Annotated in this window: 1 protein-coding gene; it reads left to right on the plus strand. The window is 29.6% G+C overall.

The features are described from left to right. On the plus strand, positions 1-314 hold a 314-nt coding region (locus tag LG649_RS15990; protein ID WP_226544817.1), incomplete at both ends, for a NifU N-terminal domain-containing protein.

The raw sequence follows: 314 nt of genomic DNA on the forward strand, positions 1-314 counted from the left end.
GTTTCACTTTCCGTTTGTAAAAAGTGTATTTCTTGATGAAAACTATGTATCTATTACAAAATACGATGTTGCAGAATGGCAAGATATTACCATACAGCTTCGCGAGTTTATTAAAGACTATATTGAAAAAGGAAAAGAAATTGTAAAATCCGAAGCTTTAGAAACACTTCAAAAAACAACAAAACAAATAGATAGTAATTTTGAAGCTCTAGACGATGTTTCAAAACAAATTGTAAATATTTTAGAAGAATATGTAAAACCTGCTGTTGCTAGCGATGGTGGTAATATTCAATTTATTTCTTACAATTCGGCAG

The sequence above is a fragment of the Neotamlana laminarinivorans genome, assembly GCF_020523925.1.
In the GTDB taxonomy this organism is placed as follows: domain Bacteria; phylum Bacteroidota; class Bacteroidia; order Flavobacteriales; family Flavobacteriaceae; genus Neotamlana; species Neotamlana laminarinivorans.